This is a genomic window from Streptomyces canarius, assembly GCF_014650735.1.
GTDB classification, from domain to species: Bacteria; Actinomycetota; Actinomycetes; order Streptomycetales; family Streptomycetaceae; genus Streptomyces; species Streptomyces olivaceoviridis.
Genome location: NZ_BMVN01000009.1, coordinates 139558 through 158613, shown reverse-complemented (window position 1 = coordinate 158613; position 19056 = coordinate 139558). Strand labels below are relative to the sequence as shown.

At 72.8% G+C, this 19056-nt stretch carries 15 protein-coding genes and 1 pseudogene; 8 read left to right on the top strand and 8 right to left on the bottom strand.

All coding sequences use genetic code 11. From position 1 onward, the window contains the following. Nucleotides 1-95: 95 nt before the first annotated feature. Nucleotides 96-896, bottom strand: a complete 801-nt coding sequence (locus IE294_RS15885; protein ID WP_189886454.1) for a crotonase/enoyl-CoA hydratase family protein — start codon at nucleotides 894-896, stop codon at nucleotides 96-98. A 188-nt stretch (nucleotides 897-1084) separates the two neighbouring features. Here IE294_RS15885 and IE294_RS15880 point away from each other — a divergent pair, with 188 nt between their 5' ends. Continuing rightward, entirely contained in the window at nucleotides 1085-2704 is a 1620-nt protein-coding gene (locus tag IE294_RS15880) for an acyl-CoA synthetase (protein ID WP_189886452.1), read from the top strand. A 105-nt stretch (nucleotides 2705-2809) separates the two neighbouring features. Here the strand turns inward: IE294_RS15880 and IE294_RS15875 are convergent, their stop codons facing one another. Then, a complete protein-coding gene (locus tag IE294_RS15875) occupies nucleotides 2810-3646 on the bottom strand; it encodes an alpha/beta fold hydrolase (protein ID WP_189886450.1) in 837 nt (278 codons plus the stop codon). A 171-nt stretch (nucleotides 3647-3817) separates the two neighbouring features. Between IE294_RS15875 and paaK the strand changes: the two genes are divergently transcribed. Continuing rightward, on the top strand, nucleotides 3818-5122 hold the full coding sequence (paaK, locus tag IE294_RS15870) for a phenylacetate--CoA ligase PaaK (protein WP_189886448.1): 1305 nt from the start codon (nucleotides 3818-3820) through the stop codon (nucleotides 5120-5122). Between the two features lie 389 nt (nucleotides 5123-5511). Here paaK and IE294_RS15865 read toward each other — a convergent pair whose 3' ends face one another. From IE294_RS15865 to IE294_RS15855, 3 genes are all read right to left on the bottom strand, one after another. Beyond that, nucleotides 5512-7008 carry an acyl-CoA synthetase gene (locus IE294_RS15865; RefSeq protein WP_189886446.1) on the bottom strand — a complete coding sequence of 499 codons (1497 nt, stop codon included), beginning with the start codon at nucleotides 7006-7008 and terminating at the stop codon, nucleotides 5512-5514. A 199-nt stretch (nucleotides 7009-7207) separates the two neighbouring features. Continuing rightward, entirely contained in the window at nucleotides 7208-8767 is a 1560-nt protein-coding gene (locus IE294_RS15860; RefSeq protein ID WP_189886443.1) for an acyl-CoA synthetase, read from the bottom strand. Next, nucleotides 8764-9876, bottom strand: coding sequence for a nitronate monooxygenase (locus IE294_RS15855; RefSeq protein WP_189886441.1), 1113 nt, complete (start codon nucleotides 9874-9876; stop codon nucleotides 8764-8766). The genes IE294_RS15860 and IE294_RS15855 overlap by 4 nt, the downstream gene beginning before the upstream one ends. 164 nt (nucleotides 9877-10040) lie before the next feature. On the opposite strand from IE294_RS15855, the gene IE294_RS15850 reads away from it, so the two are divergent. Further along, entirely contained in the window at nucleotides 10041-11828 is a 1788-nt protein-coding gene (locus IE294_RS15850) for a serine hydrolase domain-containing protein (protein ID WP_189886439.1), read from the top strand. A 15-nt stretch (nucleotides 11829-11843) separates the two neighbouring features. Here the strand turns inward: IE294_RS15850 and IE294_RS15845 are convergent, their stop codons facing one another. Both IE294_RS15845 and IE294_RS15840 read right to left on the bottom strand, forming a co-directional pair. Continuing rightward, nucleotides 11844-13406 carry a phytoene desaturase family protein gene (locus IE294_RS15845; RefSeq protein WP_189886437.1) on the bottom strand — a complete coding sequence of 521 codons (1563 nt, stop codon included), beginning with the start codon at nucleotides 13404-13406 and terminating at the stop codon, nucleotides 11844-11846. Nucleotides 13407-13460: 54 nt separating this feature from the next. Next, a complete protein-coding gene (locus IE294_RS15840; protein WP_189886435.1) occupies nucleotides 13461-14327 on the bottom strand; it encodes an oxygenase MpaB family protein in 867 nt (288 codons plus the stop codon). 1012 nt (nucleotides 14328-15339) lie between these two features. Here IE294_RS15840 and IE294_RS15835 point away from each other — a divergent pair. The 5 genes and pseudogenes from IE294_RS15835 to IE294_RS15815 all read left to right on the top strand — a co-directional run bounded on the left by IE294_RS15835 (nucleotide 15340) and on the right by IE294_RS15815 (nucleotide 17971). Beyond that, on the top strand, nucleotides 15340-15798 hold the full coding sequence (locus tag IE294_RS15835; RefSeq protein WP_189886433.1) for a Crp/Fnr family transcriptional regulator: 459 nt from the start codon (nucleotides 15340-15342) through the stop codon (nucleotides 15796-15798). Between the two features lie 44 nt (nucleotides 15799-15842). Next, a complete protein-coding gene (locus IE294_RS15830) occupies nucleotides 15843-16490 on the top strand; it encodes a CBS domain-containing protein (RefSeq protein ID WP_189886431.1) in 648 nt (215 codons plus the stop codon). Further along, a pseudogene (locus tag IE294_RS15825) lies at nucleotides 16472-17049 on the top strand (putative PEP-binding protein); the annotation flags it as partial. The gene IE294_RS15830 and the pseudogene IE294_RS15825, both read left to right, overlap by 19 nt. Nucleotides 17050-17109: 60 nt before the next feature. After that, the gene (locus IE294_RS15820) at nucleotides 17110-17568 is read left to right on the top strand and encodes a pyridoxamine 5'-phosphate oxidase family protein (protein WP_189886428.1); all 459 of its coding nucleotides are present in this window, start codon (nucleotides 17110-17112) and stop codon (nucleotides 17566-17568) included. A 25-nt stretch (nucleotides 17569-17593) separates the two neighbouring features. Next, the gene (locus IE294_RS15815) at nucleotides 17594-17971 is read left to right on the top strand and encodes a site-2 protease family protein (RefSeq protein WP_189886426.1); all 378 of its coding nucleotides are present in this window, start codon (nucleotides 17594-17596) and stop codon (nucleotides 17969-17971) included. Here the strand turns inward: IE294_RS15815 and IE294_RS15810 are convergent. Beyond that, the gene (locus IE294_RS15810; RefSeq protein WP_189886425.1) at nucleotides 17869-19047 is read right to left on the bottom strand and encodes an acyl-CoA dehydrogenase family protein; all 1179 of its coding nucleotides are present in this window, start codon (nucleotides 19045-19047) and stop codon (nucleotides 17869-17871) included. The two genes, IE294_RS15815 and IE294_RS15810, sit on opposite strands and share 103 nt — an antisense overlap. Nucleotides 19048-19056: the final 9 nt, after the last annotated feature.

Genomic DNA, 19056 nt, shown 5'->3' with positions numbered 1-19056 from the left:
GTCGACGGTGGAAGCGCGCGAGGGGCGCGGGGCGGTGGCGTCCGCGGTTCCGCCGCGCGGGTACGGCCGGCCGGGGACGGCCGGCCGGCGGCACGTCACGCGCGCTTGTAGACGGGTGGCCGTTTCTCCACGAAGGCGCGGGACCCCTCCTTGGCGTCCGCGGTGTCGAAGACGGGCCGGCCGCGGGCGAGTTCGGCGGCGAGGCCGTCGGTCTCGGTCATCTCGGCGGTCTCGTACACGGACGCCTTGACGGCTTCCACAGCGAGCGGGCCGCACGCGTTGACCTGTTCGGCGATCTCCAGGGCCTTGGCGAGGGCGGTGCCGTCGGGGACGACATGTCCGATCAGGCCGATGCCGGCGGCTTCCCGGGCGCTGTAGGGGCGTCCGGTGAGCAGCATCTCCAGGGCGTGGGTGCGCGGGATCTGGCGCTGGAGGCGGACGGTGGATCCGCCGATCGGGAAGAGGCCGCGTCTCACCTCGTACAGGCCGAAGGTCGCGGACTCGCCCGCGACCCTGATGTCGGTGCCCTGGAGGATCTCGGTGCCGCCCGCGACGCAGGGGCCCTCGACGGCGGCGATCACGGGTTTGCGGGGGCGATGGTGGCGCAGCATCGCCTTCCAGTGCAGGTCGGGATCGGCCTTGAGCCGTTCGCGGTGCTCCTCTCCCCGCATGCGGTCGCCGGCGAGGGCCTTGAGGTCCATGCCGGCGCAGAAGGAGCCGCCGGCGCCGGTGAGCACGATCGAGCGGACGGAGTCGTCCGCGTCGGCCTCGGTCCAGCCGTCGTACAGGCCGACGAGCATCGCCAGTGAGAGCGCGTTCCTGGCGTCGGGCCGGTTGAGCGTGAGCACCAGTGTGGCGCCTTCTCGTCGCACGGTGAGGTGTTCCGTCCCACCCATGGGTCATCTCCCCTCGGTCAGAACGAGAACAGGTTGCAGGAGGCGAGGGGGCACTTCAAGAGTTTTCTGACAGCCAGTCAGATTTCTTCGGTGCGAGCCCTTCACAGTTGCCGCGCCCTTTGCTCTGATGACCGGCGAACCGACGGACGCGCCTCACGTCGCCAGCACTGCCGGGTCAGGAGGAAGCGGTGGAGTACAACCTTGCCGACCTGTTCGAGTCGGTCGTCGACGTGGTCCCCGACCGCGAGGCGCTCGTGTACCTCGACCATCCCGGCACGGGCGCGGAGCGCCGGCTGACCTACGCGGAGCTGGACGCCGCCGCCAACCGCGTCGCGCACCACCTGATCGACCACGGCCTGCGCCCCGGCGAACACCTCGGCCTGCACCTGTACAACGGCGTCGAGTACCTCCAGACGGTGCTGGCCTGTCTGAAGGCCAGGATCGTGCCGGTGAACGTCAACTACCGGTACGTCGAAGAGGAGTTGGTGTACCTCTACCGGGACGCCGATCTGGTGGCGCTGGTCTTCGACGCGGAGTTCGAGGACCGGGTGGCCGGTGCGCTGCCGCGGGTGCCGAAGCTGCGGCATCTGCTGCGGGTGGGCGCACCGGCCGTGGAGGCGGTGCCCGGGGCGGTGCCGTTCGCCGGGGCGGAGGCCGCCGGGTCGTCCGGGCGGGGCTTCCCCGCGCGCTCCGGGGACGACCAGTTCATCATCTACACCGGCGGCACGACGGGCATGCCGAAGGGCGTGATGTGGCGTCAGGAGGACCTGTTCTTCGCCGGGCTGGGGGGCGGGGCGCCGACCGGGGAGCCGGTGAAGGCCCCGGAGGAGCTGGCCCGGCGGGTGGCCGCGGGCGGCGCGGGGATCACCTTCTTCCCCACCCCGCCGCTGATGCACGGCACGTCGACGCTCACCGCCTTCATCGGCTTCCACTTCGGCCAACGCGTGGTGCTGCACCGCAAGTTCGTACCGGAGGAGGTGCTGCGGACCGTCGAGCGGGAGAAGGTCACCAGCATGTCCCTGGTCGGGGACGCGATGCTCCGGCCGCTGATCGACGCGCTCGGCGGTCCTCTGAAGGGCACCGACTGCTCGGCCCTGTTCAGCGTCTCCTCGTCGGGCGCGATCATGTCGGAGACGGTGCGCCGGCAATTCCACGAGCTGCTCCCGCACGCCGTGCTGCTGAACAACTTCGGCTCGTCCGAGTCGGGCTTCAACGGCACCGCGACCGAGGACTCGGGGCCCGAGCGCGGGTTCCGCGTCCGGGTCAACTCCCGTACCCGCGTGGTGGATCCGGCGACGCATGAGCCGGTCGCGCCGGGCGAGGTGGGCCGGGTCGCGCAGTGCGGTCACGTACCGCTCGGCTACTACAACGACCCGGCGAAGACCGCCGAGACGTTCTTCGAGAAGGACGGGCGGCGCTGGGTGCTGCTGGGCGACATGGCGACGGTCGACGCGGACGGCGTGGTCACCGTCCTGGGCCGGGGTTCGCAGTGCATCAACACCGGGGGCGAGAAGGTGTACCCGGAGGAGGTCGAGCAGGCGCTCAAGGCGCATCCGGACGTGTACGACGCGCTGGTGGCCGGGGTGCCGGACGCCAGGTGGGGCAACCATGTGGCGGCCGTGGTCCAGCTGCGCGCGGGGGCGCCGCGCCCCTCGCTGGCCGACATCCAGGGCCACTGCCGTAGCCGCCTGGCCGGGTACAAGGTCCCCCGCCAGCTGGTCATCACGGACGCCATCCAGCGGTCGCCGAGCGGCAAGGCGGACTACCGGTGGGCACGGCGGGTGGCGGTGGCGGCGGAACGGCCGTAGTGCGGGGTGCCCCGCCCCGACGGGACCGCACCGGGTGATCACTCTGCGTGCCGGTCGCGATCGTCGCCCACGACCCCGAGGCCCCGCCTCCGGCCGGGGAACCCGTCACCGGTCGAGGAAGGCGAGCGTCCGGCCGACGAACCGTTCCGGGTCGTCCAGCCAGGGGTAGTGCGCGGCGCCGGGCTGGACGGCGCACTCGGCGCGCGGGAAGGCCTCGGCGGTGCGGCGGGCGACGGCGGGGCTCGGCCAGCCGTCGAGCGCGCCCGCGTACACGAGGACCGGCGCGGTCAGGGCGGCGAGGGCCTTCCGGGTGGCGTCCGGGGTGAAGGCGCCCTCGGCGAAGTAGCGCTCGCCGGCCTCCTCGTTGGTCTGGCGCAGCTCGGCGTCCGCGTGGGCCCGGGCGGTGTCGTCCCAGCGGCCGTGGAAGAACGGCAGGAACACGTCGTCGAAGTCCGCCTCGCCCGTGAGCCAGGCACGGAAGGCGGGGAACGCCCGCCCGAACCACGGCTCGCCCGCACGCAGCCGGGCCGCGGCCAGCCGGTCCTCGGCCACGGCCCGCAGGCCCAGGGCGGATGGGTTGGGGGTGACCAGCACCAGCCGTCGTATCCGCTGCGGATGGCGGGCCGCGTAGAGCATCGCCAGGGCGGCACCCGCCGAGTGGGCGAGCAGGTCCATGTGCTCCAGACCCATGTGGTCCCGCCATACCTCCAGGTCCTCGACCATCCGGTCGCAGCGGTACGTCGCCGGGTCCGCGGGCGCCTCCGAGTCACCGGTCCCCCGCAGGTCGAGCAGGGCCAGCCGGCGGTGCGCGGTCAGCCCGCCCAGTTCCCCGAGGTACTCGGAGGCCCGCATGGGCCCGCCGGGCACCACGGCGAGCGGCTCCCCCCGCCCCCGCAGGTGGTAGGCGAGCCGGGTGCCGTCGGACGCGGTGAAGATCGGCATGCCGCCGATCATGGCGGCACCCGCCGCTCGGGCGCAACGCGATTGCGCTCCCGCGCGGAAATTCTTCGCCACCCTCTTGCCTCGGGGCTCGTGACCTGCATTTACTGACCCGGAACACCTCGACCGAATGATCGGTCGGTGGAACGACGTGCTGGTGAGGGAGGCGTCGCGATGGCGGATGTGACGGACCTGCTCGACGCGGGCGAACGGCTCGGACCCGAGGAGCTGCGGGCGCTGCAACGGGAGCGGCTGCGCGCGTCGCTGCGGCACGCGTACGAGAACGTGCCGTTCTACCGCGAGTCCTTCGACAAGGCCGGCGTCCGCCCGGAGGACTGCCGCACCCTCGCCGACCTCGCGCACTTCCCCTTCACGACCAAGGCGGACCTGAGGGAGAACTACCCGTACGGCATGTTCGCCGTGCCCCGGGAGAAGATCCGCCGACTGCACGCCTCCAGCGGCACCACGGGACGCCCCACGGTCGTCGGCTATACGGACAACGACATTTCCATGTGGGCCGACATGGTGGCGCGGTCGATCAGGGCGGCCGGCGGCCGGCCGGGCGATGTCGTCCATGTGGCGTACGGCTATGGGCTGTTCACCGGTGGTCTCGGTGCGCACTACGGCGCCGAGCGCCTGGGCTGTACGGTCGTCCCCGCGTCCGGCGGCATGACGGCACGGCAGGTGCGGCTGATCCAGGACCTGGAGCCGTCCGTCATCATGGTGACCCCGTCCTACATGCTCACCCTGCTGGACGAGTTCGAACGGCAGGGCGTGGACCCGCGCACCACCTCGCTGCGGGTGGGCGTCTTCGGTGCCGAGCCCTGGACCGAGCAGATGCGGCGGGAGATCGAGGAGCGGTTCGCGATCGACGCCGTCGACATCTACGGGCTGTCCGAGGTGATCGGCCCCGGCGTCGCCCAGGAGTGCGCGGAGACCAAGGACGGCCTCCATGTGTGGGAGGACCACTTCTACCCGGAAGTCGTGGATCCGATCACGGGTGAGGTGCTGCCGGAGGGCGAGCGGGGCGAGCTGGTGTTCACCTCGCTGACCAAGGAGGCCATGCCGATCGTCCGGTACCGCACGCGGGACCTGACACGGCTGCTGCCCGGCACGGCCCGGGTGTTCCGGCGGATGGAGAAGATCACCGGGCGCAGCGACGACATGGTGATCCTGCGCGGGGTCAATCTGTTCCCGACCCAGATCGAGGAGATCGTGCTGCGCACGCCCGGTGTGGCGCCGCACTTCCAGTTGCGTCTCACCCGCGAGGGCCGCATGGACGCGTTGACCGTGCGGGCCGAGGCCCGCCCCGACGCACCGCCGGAGGTGCGGGAGGCGGCGGCCCGGTCCATCGTCGCGGCGGTCAAGGACGGCATCGGGGTGTCGGTCGGCGTGGAGATCGTGGAGCCCGAGTCGCTGGAGCGCTCGGTGGGCAAGATCCGCCGGATCGTGGACCTGCGGTCACGCGACGCCGGGTGAGACCCGGCCGGCGGAACTCGGCGAGGTCGTACGGCGTCGGCGGTGGCCAGCGGGTCTGCCTGATCTCCGTCGGCTGTCACCGACGACGACCCTCCGGCGGCGGCGACCGCTTCGTGGACGGCCTGGTGTTCCGGGGCGGCCCGGAACACCGACGTACGAAGCCGTGCGGACACGTCGACGCGGGCGCCGGCCATGGGGCCGTACAGGTGATCGGCGTGCGGCCGGGCGGGTCGGCGCTGCCGCACCGGCGGTCACCGGCCGGCGCACTGCCGCCGGCGAAGGACTCGGCCGGCCGATGAGCGACCGGCCCGGTCGCGGTACCCACCGGCCGAGCGTCATGCACCCGGGCCCGAGCGCCGTACGTCCGGGCCCGCCGCCCTACGCCCCGGCTAGCCGCCGAAGCGGTCGCGCAGTTCGCGCTTGAGGATCTTGCCGCTCGCGTTGCGCGGCAACTCCCTCGCGAACAGCACCCGTTTGGGCGCCTTGAACGGCGCGAGCCTCGCCTTCACGTGCGCGATCAGCTCCTCCTCCGTCACCTCGCCCCGCGGGACGACGACCGCCGTGACGGCCTCGATCCACCGCTCGTCCGGCAGGCCGACCACGGCGGCCTCGGCGACCGCCTCGTGGGTGTACAGGGCGTCCTCGACCTGGCGCGAGGCCACCAGGACGCCACCGGAGTTGATGACGTCCTTCACCCGGTCCACGATGGTGAAGTAGCCGTCGGCGTCCCGCACGGCGAGGTCCCCGGAGTGGAACCAGCCGTCGCGGAAGGCCTCGGCGGTCTCCTCGGGCTTGTCCCAGTAGCCCTCGCACAACTGCGGTGAAAGGTAGACGATTTCGCCGGGCGTGCCGGCGGGGACGTCCTTGCCGTCCTGGTCGACCACGCGGGCGTCGACGAACAGGACGGGCCGACCGCAGGAGTCCATCCGGCCCCGGTGTTCGTCGGGCGCGAGGACGGTGGCCAGCGGGCCGATCTCGCTCTGGCCGAAGCAGTTGTAGAAGCCGAGCTCCGGCAGCCGCTCGCGCAGGCGCTCCAGGACCGGCACCGGCATGATCGACGCGCCGTAGTAGGCCTTGCGCAGTCCGGACAGGTCCCGGGTCGCGAAGTCCGGGCGGCCCGCGAGGCCGATCCAGACCGTCGGCGGGGCGAACAGGCTGTCCACGCGGCCCGCTTCGACCAGGTCGAACAGCCGGTCCCCGTCGGGCGCGTCGAGGATCAGGTTGGTGGCGCCGACCGCGAGGTAGGGCAGCAGGAAGACGTGCAGTTGCGCGGAGTGGTACAGCGGCAGGGAGTGCGCGGGGCGGTCGCCGGCGCTGAGGTCGAGGGCGGTGATCGCGCTCAGGTACTCGTGGACCAGGGCGCGGTGCGTCATCATCGCGCCCTTGGGCAGGGCGGTGGTCCCGGACGTGTAGAGGAGCTGCACCAGGTCCTCGGTGCGTGGCTCGGGGCCGTCGTACGGGGGTGTGGTCGCCAGGCGCGCCAGGAGTGAATCGCCGGCGCCGCGCAGGGGCAGCGTGCGGACGTCGTCGGGGAGCCGGCCGGCGATGCCGGGGTCGGTGAGCACCAGGGAGCTGCCGGACTGGCGGACGAGGTACGCGAGGTCGTCGCCGGTGAGGTGGTGGTTGACCGGCACGTGTACGAGGCCGGCGCGGGCGCAGGCCAGGAAGCCGATCAGGTACGCGTCCGAGTTGTGGCCGTAGGAGCCGACCCGGTCGCCGGGAGCGAGGCCCTGGCCGAGCAGGACGCCCGCCGCGCGGGAGACGGCCTCGTCGAGTTCCGCGTACGTCCAGGCGCGGTCGGCGTACTCGACCGCCACCCGTGCCGGGGTGCGCCGGGCGCTGCGCCGCAGCACCCCGTCCACCGTGCTGCCCTGTCCCTGCGTCATGACTCATGATCCTGGGTCCGGCGCCGGGGCGGGTCAAGCACCCGGCCGGCCCGGACGCGTACCGGTTCGGCACGCCAACCGGTGATGTCCTCCACGCCGTTGGGAGGCGCGACGTGTGGATCGGGGGCGATCCGGCGCGAACATTGATCCGCGCGCCCGTCTGTGGTCCCGTTCCCCATGGGGCGGGACCACACCGGTCTCACACGGGGCGTGTGCGTCCCTCCCAGTACGGGTCCCGCAGCCGCCGCTTGTACAGCTTGCCGTTGGGGTCGCGGGGCATCTCGGCGATGAAGTCGACGCTCCTGGGCCGTTTGTAGCCCGCGAGCCGCCCGGCGCAGTGGTCGAGGAGCGCGGCGGCCAGCGCCGGGCCCGGTTCATGGCCCGGGGCCGGTTCGACCACGGCCTTGACCTCCTCGCCCCAGTCGTCGTGCGGGATGCCGAAGACGGCGGCGTCGGCGACGGCGGGATGGGCCAGGAGGGCGGACTCGACCTCGGCCGGGTAGATGTTCACCCCGCCGGAGATGATCATGTCGATCTTGCGGTCGCGGAGGAAGAGGTAGCCGTCCTCGTCCAGGTAGCCGAGGTCGCCGACGGTGAAGAAGTCGCCGATGCGGTTCTTCCGCGTCTTGGCCTCGTCCTTGTGGTACGAGAAGCCGCCGGTGTTCATCTTCAGGTACACGGTGCCGAGTTGACCGGGCGGCAGCCGCTCGCCGTCCTCGTCGAAGACCGCGAGTTCGCTGATGGGCCAGGCCTTGCCGACGGTGCCGGGCTTCTTCAGCCAGTCCTCGGCGGTGGCGAAGGCCCCGCCGCCCTCGCTGGCGGCGTAGTACTCCTCCACACAGTCCCCCCACCAGTCGATCATCGCCCGCTTCACATGGTCGGGGCAGGGGGCGGCCCCGTGGATGGCGTGCCGCATGGACGAGACGTCGTAGCGGGCCTTGACGTCGTCCGGGAGGGCCAGCAGCCGGTGGAACTGGGTCGGGACCATATGGGTGTGCGTGCACCTGTGCGCGTCGATGAGGCGGAGCATCTCCTCGGGCGTCCACTTGTCCATCAGCACCAGGCGGTGGCCGATGTGCAGGGAGGCGCCCGCGAACTGGAGGACGGCGGTGTGGTACAGCGGCGAGCAGACGAGGTGCACGTTGTCGTCGTACGGCTGGATGCCGAAGATGCCGAGGAAGCCGCCGAGATAGGCCTCTTCGGGGCGCTTGCCGGGCAGCGGGCGGCGGATGCCGCGCGGGCGGCCGGTGGTGCCCGAGGTGTAGTTCATGACCCAGCCCAGCTCCCGGTCCCGAGGCGCCGACCCGGGCTGCCCGGCGAGCAGTTCGGCGTACGGCCGGAAGCCCTCGACCGTGCCGACGGCGTACCGGTGGCTCGGCGGGAGCCCGGCCTCGTCGGCCGCCCGGCGGGCCGGGCCGGCGAACCGCTCGTGGGCGAGGAGCACCTTGGCGCCGGAGTCGGCGACGATCCAGGCGATCTCCGGGCCCACGAAGTGGTGGTTGACGGGGACGAGGTAGAGACCGGCCTGGCTGGCGGCGAGGTACGCGGTGAAGAACTCGGGGCCGTTGGGCAGGACGACCGCGAAGGCGTCCCCGCGCCCGAGGCCTGCGGCGCGCAGGCCGTGGACGAGACGGTTCGCGGCGGCGTGCAGCCGTCCGGCCGTCCACTCCTCGCCGTCCGGGGCGATCAGGACCGTACGGCCGGGGTCCTGGGCGGCCTGGGCCCAGAAACCGGGGGGTGTGCTGGCGGGTGCGCTCACGGCCGGCCGCTCCTTCCGGCGATGCGGTTGACGCGGTCCACGGCCTTCTCGAAGCCGCGGGTGAGGTCGTCGAAGACGGCCTGGACGCCGCGTTCGGCGGTCATCCGGCCGACGATCTGGCCGACCGGGGTGCCGAGCAGGGGCTCGACCTCGTACTTCTGGATGCGGGAGACGGCCTCGGCGACCAGCAGACCCTGCAAGGGCATGGGCAGGGTGCCGGGGCCGGCCGGGCCGTCCCAGGCGTCGGTCCACTCGGTGCGCAGCTGGCGTGCGGGTTTCCCGGTCAGGGCGCGGGAGCGGACGGTGTCCCCGGACCCGGCGGCGAGCAGTTTGCGGGTCAGGGCGGGCGAGTGGAGGTCGGCTTCTGTGGTGGTCAGCCATATGGAGCCCAGCCATACACCTTGGGCGCCGAGGGTGAGTGCGGCGGCCACCTGTGGTCCGCTGCCGATGCCGCCCGCGGCCAGGACGGGCAGCGGGTCGACGGCCTCCACGATCTCGGGCGTGAGCACCATGGTGGCGATCTCCCCGGTGTGGCCGCCGGCCTCGTAGCCCTGGGCCACCACGATGTCGATGCCGGCTTCCTGGTGCTTGCGGGCGTGCCGGGCGCTGCCGGCGAGCGCGGCGACCAGGATGTCGCGGTCGTGGGCTCGCTCGACGACGTCGGCGGGCGGGGAGCCGAGGGCGTTGGCCAGCAGCCTGATCGGGTAGTCGAAGGCGACGTCGAGCTGGGTGCGGGCGACCTGTTCCATCCAGCCGGTGATGCGCCACCCGGACGCCTCGCCCTCGGCCAGTTCCGGGACGCCGTGCGCGGCGAGGGTGTCCCGTACGAACCGCCGGTGTTCCTCGGGGATCATCGCCTCGACGTCGGCCTCCGTGACGCCCTCGACCTTCTTCGCGGGCATGACCACGTCCAGCCCGTAGGGCCGGCCCCCGGCGTGGGCGTCAAGCCAGTCGAGGTCGCGTTTGAGGTCGTCGGGGGCGGTGTAGCGGACCGCGCCGAGCACGCCGCAGCCGCCGGCCCGGCTGATGGCCGCGGCGACGGCGGGGAACGGTGTGAAGCCGAAGACGGCGTGCTCGATTCCCAGTTTCCTGCTCAGCTCCGTCTGCATGGGCGCAGGATGCCGCAGCCGGCCGGACGACGGAAGACCCTTTCTGATACATCGTCAGATTTCTCGGAAGCTCACGCGCCCCGTTGACACATCCCCTTCCTGACAGGAAAGTTTCACGGTGCAAGGCAGGCACCGAAAGATTCTTTCACGCGGGAGGCCGCAGCATGACGGACGACGTGGCAGGCGGACGAGCGAGCGGACCCACCCGCCGCCGGCTCGTCGCGGGCACCCTGGCGGCGGGCGGCGCACTCGCCCTCGCCGCGCTCCCGGCGGGCCCGGCCGCCGCCGCACCCGCCTCCGGCCGCCACCCCACCCTGCGCCACGGCTCGCCGGAACGCGCCGGGCTGCTCCCCGCGCACCTGCGGCAACTCGTCACGGACGCCGAGGCGTTCCTCGCGCCCTCCCCCCGGCACCCCTGGTACGCGGGCGCCGTGCTGCTCGCCGGGCGCGGCGGCACCGTGGCGCTGCACGAGCCGATCGGCATGGCGGTGCGCTACGCCCGGTACGACGAGAAGACCGACACCGGCGTCGAACTGCCGCCCGAACAGCAGCTGTCGATGACCCGGGACACCGTGTTCGACCTGGCCTCCGTCTCCAAGCTGTTCACCTCCCTCCTCGCCGTGCAGCAGATCGAGCGGGGCGCACTGGCCCTGGAGGGGACGGTCGCCTCGTACCTGCCGGAGTTCGGACGCGCGGGCAAGCAGTCGGTGACCGTCCGTCAACTCCTCACCCACACCTCGGGCTTCCGCGCGTGGCTCCCGCTGTACAACGCGCCGACGTACGAAGGGAAGCTCCAGCTCATCTGGGACGAGGCGCCCCTGAACCCGCCGGGCACCGCCTACCTCTACTCGGACCTGAACCTGATCTCCCTCCAGCTCGTCCTGGAGAAGATCACCGGCCGCGCGCTGGACGTGCTGCTGCGTGACGAGATCACCGGACCGCTCGGCCTCGACAGCACCCGCTACAACCCGCCCGCCTCCTGGAAGCCGCGGATCGCGGCCACCGAGGACGCGCGCCGGCCTTGGTCCGGGCTGGACCGCGGGATGGTGTGGGGCGAGGTGCACGACGAGAACGCGTACAGCCTGGGCGGGGTGGCCGGCCACGCGGGCGTGTTCGCGAGCGCGTGGGACCTCGCGGTCCTCGGCCGTACGCTGCTCAGTGGCGGCCGGTACGGCCGGGCCCGCGTCCTGCAGCCCGAGTCGGTGGACCTGATGTTCACCGACTTCAACACGGCCTTCCCCGGTGACGAGCACGGCCTCGGCTTCGAGCTGTACCAGCACTGGTACATGGGGGCGATGGCCACCCCGCGCACGGCCGGCCACACCGGCTTCACCGGCACCTCGCTCGTGCTCGACCCCACGACCGACTCGTTCCTGGTCGTCCTCGGCAACTCCGTGCACCCGGTGCGTAGCTGGCGGTCCGGTTCCGCTCCCCGGGTCGCCGCCGGGAACCACCTCGCCCGCGCGGTGCCGGTCCGTCCGGCGCGCGGCCGTACGGCCTGGTTCTCGGGCATGGCGAACGCCACGGCCGCCACGCTCACCCTGCCGGCGCTGGACACCTCCTCGGGCGCGGCCCGGCTGCGCTGCGCCCTGTGGTGGGACACCGAACCCCGGTCCGACCTGGTGGCCCTGGAGTCCTCCACGGACGGCGGGACCACCTGGCACCCGGTTCCCTTCACCACCACCCGCCATGGCGAGGACCCCGAGGACCATCCGGCGGGCACGGTCACCGGCTGGTCGGGCCGCGTCTGGCACCGGCTGACCGCGGACCTGCCGGCCGACCCCCGGCTGGTCCTGCGCTGGCGGTACACCACGGACGCGCTGTACGCCGGCCGGGGCGCGTACGTCGACGCGCTGCGCGTCGACGCGGGCGGGACGGTGCTGTTCGACGGGGCGCGCCCGGCGGACGCGGCACGGATCGCGGCGGTGGGCTGGCAGGGCTCGGCCGACTGAGCCGGGACCCCGTGGTCAGTGCGACTCCAGCACCGCCATCGCCGCGTTGTGCCCCGGCACCCCGCTGACCCCGCCCCCGCGCACCGCGCCCGCCCCGCACAGCAGGACGTTGGGGTGCCGCGTCTCCACGCCCCAACGGCCGCTGTCCTCCTCGGCGTACGGCCAGGACAGGGCCCGGTGGAAGATGTTGCCGCCGGGCAGCCGCAGGTCCCGTTCGAGGTCGAGCGGGGTCTTCGCCTCGATGCAGGGGCGGCCGTCGGCGTCGGTGGCCAGGCAGTCCGCGAGGGGCTCGGCGAGGTGGGCGTCGAGCTGGGCGAGGGTGGACTTCAGCAGTTCCTCGCGTACGGCGTCGTTGTCCCGGTCGAAGAGCCGGGCCGGGGCGTGCAGACCGAAGAGGGTGAGGGTCTGGTAGCCGCGTTCGGCCAGGTCGGCGCCGAGGATGGTGGGGTCGGTCAGGGAGTGGCAGTAGATCTCCGAGGGCGGCGCGGCGGGGAGTTCGCCGGCGGCGGCCTGGGCGTGGGCGGTGGCCAGCTGCCGGTAGCCCTCGGCGATGTGGAAGGTGCCGGCGAACGCCTCGCGCGGATCGGCCTCGGGGTCGCGCAGCCGGGGCAGCCGGGTGAGCAGCATGTTGACCTTGAGCTGGGCCCCTTCGACGGGTTCGGGCGCCGGACCGCCGGTGAGGACGGCCAGTTCGTGCGGGGAGGCGTTCACCAGGACGTGCCGGGCGGCGGCGGTGCCCTCGCCGGCGGCGGTGCGGTAGACGACCTCGGCGGTCGTCCCGTCCGTGTCGATCCGGATCGCCTCGTGCCCGGTGGCGATCCGCGCGCCCGCCGCGCGCGCCGCGGCGGCCAGCGCGTCGGTCAGCGCGCCCATGCCGCCGACGGGCACGTCCCAGGCGCCGGTCCCGCCGCCGATGACGTGGTAGAGGAAGCAGCGGTTCTGGACGAGGGCGGGGTCGTGGGCGTCGGCGAAGGTGCCGATGAGCGCGTCGGTGAGGACGACGCCCCGGACCAGGTCGTCGGTGAAGGTCCGCTCGATGGCGGCGCCGACCGGCTCCTCGAACAGGGCGCGCCAGGCGGTCTCGTCGTCGATGCGGCGGCGCAGTTCGTCGCGGGTGGGCAGCGGTTCGGTGAGCGTCGGGAAGACGCGCTGGGCGACGTGGCCGGTCATGCCGTAGAAGCGCTGCCATGCCTCGTACTCGCGGTCGCCGCCGGTCAGCCGGGCGAACGCCTCCCGGGTGCGCTGCTCGCCGCCGCCGACGAGGAGGCCGGTGGGCCGGCCCGCGCGCTCCGCCGGGGTGTACGACGAGATGGTGCGGGAGCGGACGCGGAAGTCCAGTCCGAGGTCGCGCACGATCTTGTCCGGCAGCAGGCTGACCAGGTAGGAGTAGCGCGACAGGCGGGCGTCGACCCCGGCGAACGGGCGGGTGGAGACGGCGGCGCCGCCGGTGTGGTCCAGGCGTTCCAGCACCAGCACCGAGCGGCCGGCCCGGGCCAGGTAGGCGGCGGCGACCAGGCCGTTGTGGCCTGCGCCGACGATGACGGCGTCGTACGCGCGGGATCCCTCGTTCGCGGACATGGTTCTTCGTAGCACGCGGTGATCCACGACGGCCAGAGGCGGGCCGGGGCCGGATCAGGCCCTCACCTTGTGCGGTGCCGGACGCGCCTGCGGGCCGAGTCGCGCCATGGCGCGCAGGATGTGCTTCGGCGGGAGCTGCCAGCGCAGCCGTGCGGGGATCCGGCGCAGCACGGCTGCGGTGACGCGCAGCCGGCGGGTGACGACGGCGGGCGCGGGGGCGGGCCTGCCGTACAGCTCATGGGCGTAGGGCGGCAGGGACGCGTACGCCAGCAGGGCCACCCGCCGCCACAGCAGTACGCGCGCCGGGACCAGGAGGGGGTGGGCCGGCGGCCGGAGCAGGAAGTCGTCCACGTCGTGTGCCTCGGGTCCGGCGGCCAGCTCCGGCCGGACCGCCTCGAAGTACGCGGCCAGTTCCGCCCGGCTCGCCGGTACGGTGTGCGGGTCGAGCCCCACCAGGCGGGCGCTGACGCGGTGTTCGGCGATGTACCGGTCGGCCTGGGCGTCGCTGAGCGGGAAGCCGGAGCGGCGCAGGACGTGCAGATAGGAGTCGATCTCCGCGCAGTGCACCCACAGCAGCAGCTCCGGCTCGTCGACGCCGTACCGCTCGCCGGTGTCCGGGTCGGTCGCGGTGAGCATGCTGTGGATCTTCCGCACCCGCGCCCCGGCCCGCTCGGCGGCCTCGCTCGTGCCGTAGGTCGTGGTCCCGACGAAGTGCGCGGTCCGCATCAGCCGTCCCCAGGCGTCCCGCCGGAAGTCGGAGTTCTGCATGACACCCCGGACCGCACGCGGGTGCAACGCCTGGAGGTACAGCGCACGGACCCCGGCGATCCACATCATGGGGTCGCCGTGCATCTGCCAGGTCACGGAGGCGGGGGTGAACAGTCCGGGGTCACCCGGGCCCGCGGATGTGCCCACAGCCATCGTTCGTCACCCCCTGCCGTTGTCGACCCGCGCGTGTGCCGGTGCGCGGAGCAGCGCACCGGGCTTCCTCGGCGCAGCCTATTCCCCCGAGTCCCGCGGCGGAACCGGAGCGTCGCGGTAGCCGTGCGGCAGCGTGTGGGGGTGTCGCTGTCGGCCTGCGCTCCCGACTCACTGATCGATACGGCGCCCGGTTCGTCATGGCGCCCATGGCAAGCCTCTTGTCCCCGGCTGCGTTCTCAGGGCTGTCGCAGCGGACGACCGCGAGGGCGCGAACAGGGTTGGTACGGCCCTGGCGGCAGGGCCGTTCGTCCCCTGCCGCGGGGCCGGCGCGCCGGGGTGTGATGGAAGGGGACCATGCCTCATCCAGCGATGCCGGACGGACAGAGGTGGCCATGAACCGCTCCGCCTGCATCACACGGCTGCGCTCCCTGGCCGTGACCGTTGCCTCGGAACGGCTGGAGACCGCCCTGCCGGCCGTCACGGCGGCGGCCTTGACCGCAGGGGGTGCTGCCTGGCTCGCCGGGGACGAAGAGCTCGCCGACCTCTTCTGGGGTCTGGGCACCTTGGCCGCGGTCCTGCCGGTGCGCGCGGCTTGCGGGACGACGGTCAGGTCCGCGTGGTCCCACAGCCGGATCAGCCGCCCCGGATCGACGTCGCACTCCGCGAGTACGGTGCCCGGCGGGAAATGCCTCGTGAGCATCCGCTCGCGCAGGCGGGACAGCAGCGCCCGGCCGACCCCCTCGTCGCGCCGGGACGGGTCACCGACCGCGATGACGGCATGCGTGTGGAGACGCTCCTGATCGTTCTCCCTCCACCGCGGGTGCGTCCGGCGGTCCAGGGCGGCCCTTTCGGGTGGGCGGCACCGGCTCGCTCCGGCGTGCGGGGGCACCGGCCCGGCGATGCCCCGCGCGGTAAGAGCCGAAGGGCCTACGGCCGGGTCCGGGCGGCCTGTGGTGCCGGCTCCCGAGGGCGCGCACGCTGGGAGCGACAGCCCAGGAAGGGAGCCGGTGCGATGACCTCCGCAACCACCATGAGTACGGCGCTTGAGCCCGTGCACCGCGAACGGCTGATGAGCCTCGCGCGTGAGGTCTCCTTCGAGGCCGGCACCCGCCTGTTCGAGGAAGGCCGGCACGCCGACCGTTTCTGGATCGTCCGCACCGGCACCGTCGCCCTCGACCTGCACGTGCCCGGCCGCCGGCCGGCCGTCGTCGAGTCGCTCGGGCACGGCGAACTGGTCGGCTGGGCCTGGCACTTCCCGCCGTACCTCTGGCACCTGGGCGCCGAGGCGATGACCCCGGTGCGTGCCTGGGAGTTCGACGCCGAGGCGGTGCGTGAGAGGTGCGCCGCGGATGCCGCGTTCGGACGGGCCATAGCGGTGTGGGTGGGACGTGTGGTCGCCCAGCGGCTGCACGCCACCCGAGTCCGGCTGCTCGACCTGTACGCCCCCTGCGGCAGCGGTGACCTGTTGTGACCGCCCGCCCGATCCGGCCGGCCGAACGGCTTCGGGAGGAAGGCATGGAGAGCAGCCCGCACCGGGTGGGTGATGTGATGACGCGTGCCGTCGTCGCCGTGGGCCGCAAGGCGCTGTTCAAGGACATCGTCGAACGCATGGAGGAGTGGAAGGTCAGCGCCCTGCCCGTGCTGGAGGGCGACGGCCGGGTGATCGGGGTGGTCTCCGAGGCCGACCTGCTGCCGAAGGAAGCGCTCCGGGACAGCGACCCGGACCGGTTCCCCCGGACGCGCCACCTGACCGGCCTCGCGAAGGCCGGGGCGGTGTCCGCCGAAGAGCTGATGAGCACCCCGGCAGTCACCGTCCACGGGGACGCCACGCTCGCCGAAGCGGCACGGATCATGGCCTTGCGGCATGTCAAACGCCTGCCCGTGGTCAATGCCGAGGGCGTTCTCGAAGGCGTGGTCAGCCGCGGGGACCTGCTGAAGGTGTTCCTGCGACCCGACAACGACCTGGCGGACGAGATCCGCCGCGACATCGTCGACGTCCTCTTCCCCGCCCCGGTCGAGCCCGTGCACATCGTCGTCAATGACGGTGTCGCGACCCTGACGGGACGCGTCGGGGACGCCGCACGGATCCCACTTGCCGCGCGCCTCGTCCAGGGTGTGGAAGGGGTCGTGGGCGTGGACTGCCGGCTCACCGCCGCCGGGTGACGCCTTCAGCGCGCGCCCGTTCGGCCTTCGTCGACGCCCTCGGCGCCCTCGAGGAACTGCGACTCGCCCGTGAAGAGGTGGCCCGGGTTCTGGCCGAGGTGGGTGAGGAGACCGCCACCCCCGTCCACTGTCCTGTCGGCACGATGATCGAACCGCCCCGTGCGGCGCTCACCGCCGGCCGGATCGCCGAGGAGGCGGAGTTCTTCTCCTTCGGCGCCAACGACCTCACCCAGACCACATGGGGTTTCTCCGGAGACGACGTGGAGGCCGCGTTCTTCTCGGCCTACTTGGACAAGGGCGCACCGCCTCACCGTTCGAGACGCTCGACCGGGACGGGGTGGGCCGGCTGGTCCGGATCGCCGTCGAGGAGGGTCGTGCGGCCCGCCCGGACCTGGAGACCGGCGTCTGTGGCGAGCACGGTGGCGATCCGGAGTCGATCCGCTTCTTCCATGCGGTCGGTCTGGACTACGTCTCGTGCTCGCCGTTGCGGGTCCCGGTGGCCCGTCTTGAGGCGGGCCGTGCGGCCCTGGCGGACGTGGACACGAGTGAGAGCAGGTGACGGGAGTGCACGGTCCCCCCATCGGCACGGGCCCGACCGGCGGCGGAAGGGAGGCACGTCATGCCGGCCCGTGAGATGCGAGCACATCGGCGCATCGACCTCGATCACGCCGAGGCGCTGCGGCTGCTGGGCAGCGTGTCGCTGGGAAGGATCGTCTTCACCCGGCAGGCTCTCCCCACCGTCCGCCCGGTCAACCACGTTCTGGACGACGGGGACATCGTCATCCGCACCCACGAGGGTGCCGCGCTCACGTCTCGCGCGCGGGAAACCGAGAGCACGGGTGTGGTCGTCGCGTACGAGGCCGATGTCATCGACCCGGAGACCCACCTCGGCTGGAGCATGGTCGTCACCGGGTACGCCCAGCTGGTCACCGACCCGGTCGGACGGGAGCGCGTCCGTGGCCTGCTGGAGCCCTGGGTGCCGTTGGAACCCAGGGACCAGGCGGTGCGCATCCGCCCCGAGCTGGTCACCGGTGTCCTCCTCACCGAGACGGAGGGCGGGGCGAGGACAACCGGCTGACGGCACCCATCCGGGCTACTCCGCCGTGCAGTACTGGACGCTGGCCCTGCCGGCCGCAGTGGTCTTCCTCGTCTCGCTGCCGGCGCACGAGCTGGCGCACGCCGTGGTCGCCCGCCGCAACGGCGTGCAGGTCGACGGCATCACCCTGTGGATGCCGGGCGGCGCGGCGCGCCTGCACAGCGAGGCCGCGACACCGGCCGCGGAGCCGCGCATCGCCGCCGTGGGCCCGCTCACCAGTCTGCTGGCCGGTGGCGCCGGCGCCTCGCGGTCGAACCCGGTGCCTCGGGCCGCGCACCCTGGCTACCGCCGTACGCGGGGCATTCCCAGGCCGATCCAGGAGATGATCTCGCGCTGGATCTCGTTGTTGCCGCCGCCGAAGGTGAAGATGACCGCCGAGCGGTAGCCGCGTTCCAGTTCGCCGTGCAGGACGGTGTTCGCCGAGCCCTCCTTCAGGGGGCCGGCCGCGGCGACGATCTCCATGAGCCAGGCGTAGGCGTCCCGGCGGGCCTCGGAGCCGTAGACCTTGACGGCGGAGGCGTCCTGCGGGGTGAGCGTGCCGTCCTGGACGGCGGTGACCATCTGCCGGTTGAGGAGCTTGAGCGCGTCGAGGCGGGTGTGGGTGCGGGCGAGGAGGCGGCGTACCCAGGGCAGGTCGGCGACCCGGCGGCCGTCGCCGAGCTTGGTCTCCATCGCCCAGCGCTGTACGTCGTGCAGGGCGCGGATCGCCATGGTGCCGTGGGCGGCGAGGGTGACGCGTTCGTGGTTGAGCTGGTTGGTGATCAGCCGCCAGCCCTCGTTCTCGGCGCCGACGCGGCGGGAGACGGGGACGCGGACGTTCTCGTAGTAGCTCGCGGTGGTGTCGTGGGAGGCGAGCGTGCGGATGAGGGTGCAGGAGTAGCCGGGGTCGGAGGTCGGCACCAGCAGCATGGTGATGCCCTTGTGCGGCGGCGCCCCGGGGTCGGTGCGCACGGCCAGCCACACCCAGTCGGCGGTGTCGCCGTTGGTGGTCCAGATCTTCTGGCCGTTGACGACGTACGCGTCGCCGTCGCGGACCGCGCGGGTCTTCAGGGACGCGAGATCCGTGCCCGCGCCGGGCTCGCTGTAGCCGATCGCGAAGTCGATCTCCCCGGAGAGGATGCGCGGCAGGAAGTACGCCTTCTGCTCGTCCGTGCCGTACCGCATGATCGTCGGCCCGACCGTGTTGAGCGCCATCAGCGGCAGGGGTACGCCGGCCTGCGCGGCCTCGTCGAAGAAGATGAACTGCTCCATCGCCGTCATGCCGCGCCCGCCGTACTCCTCGGGCCAGCCGACGCCGAGCCAGCCGTCGGCGCCGAGCCGGCGGATGGTGTCGCGGTAGAACCGCTTCTGCGCGGCCGGGTCGGCGTACCGGGCGTAGGCGTTGTCCGGAACCAGCCCGGCGAAGTAGGCCCGCAGTTCGGTGCGCAACCGCTGCTGTTCGGGCGTGTGGTCGAGGTGCACGGCGCCTCC